The 4237-nt window shown below is 61.5% G+C and carries 8 protein-coding genes; all 8 read left to right on the top strand.

Features of this window, described 5'->3' with window-relative positions; translation table 11 throughout:
• Positions 1-109: 109 nt before the first annotated feature.
• Positions 110-418 (top strand): 30S ribosomal protein S10, encoded by a 309-nt coding sequence (gene rpsJ, locus AC5E6N_RS23335; protein ID WP_003547547.1) that lies wholly within the window; start codon positions 110-112, stop codon positions 416-418.
• An 83-nt stretch (positions 419-501) separates the two neighbouring features.
• The gene (rplC, locus tag AC5E6N_RS23330) at positions 502-1230 is read left to right on the top strand and encodes a 50S ribosomal protein L3 (protein WP_491750048.1); all 729 of its coding nucleotides are present in this window, start codon (positions 502-504) and stop codon (positions 1228-1230) included.
• On the top strand, positions 1230-1850 hold the full coding sequence (gene rplD, locus AC5E6N_RS23325) for a 50S ribosomal protein L4 (RefSeq protein ID WP_491750047.1): 621 nt from the start codon (positions 1230-1232) through the stop codon (positions 1848-1850). Before rplC ends, rplD begins: the two co-directional genes overlap by 1 nt.
• Positions 1847-2140, top strand: coding sequence for a 50S ribosomal protein L23 (locus AC5E6N_RS23320; RefSeq protein WP_491691753.1), 294 nt, complete (start codon positions 1847-1849; stop codon positions 2138-2140). Before rplD ends, AC5E6N_RS23320 begins: the two co-directional genes overlap by 4 nt.
• Before the next feature lie 28 nt (positions 2141-2168).
• Positions 2169-3005, top strand: coding sequence for a 50S ribosomal protein L2 (gene rplB / locus AC5E6N_RS23315; protein WP_491691754.1), 837 nt, complete (start codon positions 2169-2171; stop codon positions 3003-3005).
• Positions 3006-3020: 15 nt separating this feature from the next.
• A complete protein-coding gene (gene rpsS, locus AC5E6N_RS23310; protein WP_267990071.1) occupies positions 3021-3299 on the top strand; it encodes a 30S ribosomal protein S19 in 279 nt (92 codons plus the stop codon).
• 2 nt (positions 3300-3301) lie between these two features.
• On the top strand, positions 3302-3691 hold the full coding sequence (gene rplV / locus AC5E6N_RS23305; RefSeq protein ID WP_491750046.1) for a 50S ribosomal protein L22: 390 nt from the start codon (positions 3302-3304) through the stop codon (positions 3689-3691).
• Positions 3691-4237 (top strand): 30S ribosomal protein S3 (gene rpsC, locus AC5E6N_RS23300; protein ID WP_491750045.1); only part of this gene is annotated, 547 nt, incomplete at its 3' end. The genes rplV and rpsC, both read left to right, overlap by 1 nt.

The following is a 4237-nucleotide window of genomic DNA, read 5'->3' as shown; positions in this document are numbered from 1 at the left end:
AAACGCTAAATGCGCCGGATTTTCCGGCGCATTTTGCAAAACCGGCGGTCCGAACCGCAAGCAATGAGATTTGGGCTGATTGTCAGTCCGTGAACTGAGGATAAGTCGAATGAACGGCCAGAATATCCGTATCCGCCTCAAGGCGTTTGATCATCGGATTCTCGATGCCTCCACGCGCGAAATCGTGTCGACGGCCAAGCGCACCGGTGCGAGCGTGCGCGGACCTGTTCCGCTCCCGACGCGGATCGAAAAGTTTACCGTCAACCGGTCGCCGCACATCGACAAGAAAAGCCGCGAGCAGTTCGAGATGCGCACGCACAAGCGCCTTCTCGACATCGTGGACCCGACACCCCAGACGGTCGACGCTTTGATGAAGCTCGATCTTGCCGCCGGGGTCGACGTGGAAATCAAGCTTTAACGGGCAGTCTCTGGGCCCGGTTGCGAAAAGCCGAAACGGAACTTCGCGCAAGACCGGACCCAAACTATGACAAGGACGAACCAATGCGTTCAGGTGTGATAGCACAGAAAGTGGGAATGACCCGGGTCTACAACGACGCCGGCGAGCATGTTCCGGTGACCGTTTTGCGGCTCCAGAACTGCCAGGTCGTTGCCCAGCGTACGGAAGACAAGAACGGCTACACCGCCGTCCAACTCGGTGTCGGCATCGCCAAGGCCAAGAACACGACGAAGCCGATGCGTGGCCATTTCGCCGCGGCCAGGGTCGAGCCGAAGGCAAAGCTCGCCGAGTTCCGCGTGTCCGAGGACAACATGCTCGACGTCGGAGCCGAGATCACCGCAGAGCACTTTGTCGCCGGCCAGAAGGTCGATGTGACCGGCACCAGCGTCGGTAAGGGTTTTGCCGGCGCCATGAAGCGTCACAACTTCGCCGGCCTTCGTGCCTCGCACGGTGTGTCGATCTCCCACCGCTCCCACGGCTCGACCGGTCAGTGTCAGGATCCGGGCAAGGTGTTCAAGGGCAAGAAGATGGCCGGTCATATGGGCAGCACCCGCGTGACCACCCAGAACCTTGAAGTCGTCTCGACCGACAGCGACCGTGGTCTGATCCTGGTCAAGGGCGCCGTTCCGGGCTCCAAGGGAGCCTGGATCCTCGTCAAGGACGCCATCAAGGCGCCGATCCCGGACAACGCACCCAAGCCGGCAGGTCTTCGCGCCGCCGCGGCAGCAGCCGACAGCGCTCCGGCCGAAGCAGCAACTGAGGGAGCCGAATAATGGACCTGAAGGTAACAACCCTCGAAGGCAAGGCCGCCGGCAAGGTATCGCTGTCCGATACCGTTTTCGGACTTGAGCCGCGGCAGGACATCCTGCAGCGCATGGTCCGCTGGCAACTGGCCCGTAAGCAGCAGGGCACCCACAAGACCAAGGGACGCTCGGAGATCAACCGCACCGGCGCAAAGATGTTCCGGCAGAAGGGAACGGGCCGCGCCCGGCATTCGTCCGCTCGCGCGCCGCAGTTCCGCGGCGGCGGCAAGGCCCACGGCCCGGTTGTCCGCAGCCATGAGCACGGCCTTCCGAAGAAGGTACGCGCACTGGCCCTGCGCCATGCGCTGTCGGCCAAGCTGCGCGATGAAAACCTGATCGTCGTTGACGATCTTGCGACCAAGGAGCCCAAGACCAAGGCGCTCACCGGTTCGCTGGAAAAGCTTGGCCTGTCCAACGCGCTGTTCATCGGCGGCGCCGAGCTCGACGACAATTTCAGGCTCGCCGCGCAGAACATTCCCAATGTGGATGTGCTGCCGGTTCAGGGCATCAATGTTTACGACATTCTGCGTCGCGGCAAGCTGGTGCTTTCCAAAGCCGCGGTCGAGGCTCTTGAGGAGCGGTTCAAATGACGGATCTTCGCCACTACGATGTCATCACCTCGCCGGTGATCACCGAAAAGTCGACGCTGGTCTCGGAGCAGAACCAGGTCGTGTTCAACGTCGCGAAGACGGCGACGAAGCCCGAGATCAAGGCCGCCGTCGAAGCGCTCTTCGGCGTCAAGGTCAAATCGGTCAACACGCTCGTTCGCAAAGGCAAGGTCAAGCGTTTCCGCGGCACCAAGGGCCGGCAAATCGACGTCAAGAAGGCGGTTGTGACACTGGTCGACGGCGAATCCGTCGACGTCACCACCGGCCTGTGACGGCAAGCCCAAAGGAAGAAGAAGACAAATGGCACTGAAATCTTTCAAGCCCACGACGCCGAGCCAGCGCCAGCTGGTTATCGTTGATCGCTCGGGTCTTTATAAGGGCAAGCCGGTCAAGTCGCTGACGGAAGGGCTGAGCTCCAAGGGCGGCCGCAACAATGCCGGCCGTATGACGGTTCGCCATCGCGGCGGCGGTCACAAGCGCACCTACCGCCTTGTCGACTTCAAGCGCCGCAAGTTCGACGTTGAAGGCACCGTCGAGCGTCTTGAATACGACCCGAACCGCACGGCGTTCATCGCTCTGGTGAAATATGCCGATGGCGAAATGGCCTATATCCTGGCGCCGCAGCGTCTTTCGGCCGGCGACACTGTCATCTCGTCCGAATCCGCCGTCGACGTCAAACCCGGCAACACCATGCCGCTGCAGTCGATGCCGGTCGGAACGATCGTTCACAATGTCGAGATGAAGCCCGCCAAGGGCGGACAGATTGCCCGCTCCGCCGGCACCTATGTTCAGCTCGTCGGCCGCGACCAGGGTATGGCGATTCTGCGCCTCAACTCCGGCGAACAGCGCCTTGTTCCGGGCAATTGCCTCGCCACCGTCGGCGCCGTGTCCAATCCGGACAATGCCAACCGCAACGACGGCAAGGCGGGGCGGTCCCGCTGGCTCGGCAAGCGCCCGAGCGTGCGCGGTGTTGTCATGAACCCGATCGACCATCCGCACGGCGGTGGTGAAGGACGCACCTCCGGCGGCCGGCATCCGGTCACGCCGTGGGGCAAGCCCACCAAGGGCAAGCGTACACGGTCGAACAAGCAGACCGACAAGTTCATCATGCGCTCGCGTCATCAGCGCAAGAAATAAGAGAGGAAGTCTCAAGTGGCTCGTTCAGTTTGGAAAGGTCCGTTTGTTGACGGTTATCTTCTCAAGAAAGCAGAGAAGGTGCGCGAAAGCGGCCGCAACGAGGTGATCAAGACGTGGAGCCGCCGCTCCACCATCCTGCCTCAGTTCGTTGGCCTGACATTCGGCGTCTACAACGGCAGCAAGCATATTCCCGTCTCCGTGTCGGAAGACATGGTCGGGCACAAACTCGGTGAATTCTCCCCGACCCGTACCTATTACGGACACGGGGCCGACAAGAAAGCGAAGAGGAAGTAGCAATGGGCAAGGCCAAGGCCGAGCGCCGGCTAAAGGACAACGAGGCAAAAGCGGTTGCCCGAACGCTCCGCGTCAGCCCGCAGAAGCTTAATCTCGTAGCGGCAATGATCCGCGGCAAGAAGGTGGAGCGCGCCCTCGCGGACCTCGAATTCTCGCGCAAGCGTATCTCGGAGACCGTCAAGAAGACACTGGAATCGGCAGTCGCGAACGCCGAGAACAACCACGATCTCGACGTCGACTCCCTGATCGTCGCCGAGGCCTATGTCGGCAAGTCGATCGTTATGAAACGCTTCCATGCACGCGGTCGCGGCCGTGCTTCGCGCGTCGAAAAACCGTTTTCGCACCTGACGATCATCGTCCGCGAAGTCGAGGAAAAAGAGGAGGCCGCGTAATGGGCCAGAAAATCAATCCGATCGGCTTTCGCCTCGGCATCAACCGCACCTGGGATTCCCGCTGGTTTGCGGAAAAGGGCGAGTATGGCGATCTTCTGCAGGAAGACCTGCAGATCCGCGACTACCTGACGAAGGAACTGAAGCAGGCCGCGATCTCGAAAGTCGTCATCGAGCGTCCGCACAAGAAATGCCGCGTCTCGATCCATTCGGCCCGTCCTGGCCTGATCATCGGCAAGAAGGGCGCGGATATCGAGAAACTGCGCCGCAAGCTGTCGGTGATGACCAATTCGGAAACGCATCTCAACATTGTCGAGGTGCGCAAGCCCGAAACCGACGCGACGCTTGTCGCCCAATCGATCGCACAGCAGCTTGAGCGCCGCGTCGCGTTCCGCCGCGCCATGAAGCGTGCCGTTCAGTCGGCCATGCGTCTTGGCGCCGAGGGCATCCGCATCACCTGCGGCGGCCGTCTCGGCGGCGCCGAAATCGCCCGTACGGAATGGTACCGCGAGGGCCGTGTACCGCTTCACACGCTGCGCGCCGACATCG

It is taken from the genome of Hoeflea sp. (genome assembly GCF_984452065.1).
This window is presented reverse-complemented; position numbering and strand designations above follow the sequence as displayed.

Bases quoted from the DNA above. Each gene is read 5' to 3' on its own strand.
- rpsJ (WP_003547547.1), top strand. From the start codon at position 110: ATGAACGGCCAGAATATCCGTATCCGCCTCAAGGCGTTTGATCATCGG.
- rplC (WP_491750048.1), top strand. From the start codon at position 502: ATGCGTTCAGGTGTGATAGCACAGAAAGTGGGAATGACCCGGGTCTAC.
- rplD (WP_491750047.1), top strand. From the start codon at position 1,230: ATGGACCTGAAGGTAACAACCCTCGAAGGCAAGGCCGCCGGCAAGGTA.
- AC5E6N_RS23320 (WP_491691753.1), top strand. From the start codon at position 1,847: ATGACGGATCTTCGCCACTACGATGTCATCACCTCGCCGGTGATCACC.
- rplB (WP_491691754.1), top strand. From the start codon at position 2,169: ATGGCACTGAAATCTTTCAAGCCCACGACGCCGAGCCAGCGCCAGCTG.
- rplV (WP_491750046.1), top strand. From the start codon at position 3,302: ATGGGCAAGGCCAAGGCCGAGCGCCGGCTAAAGGACAACGAGGCAAAA.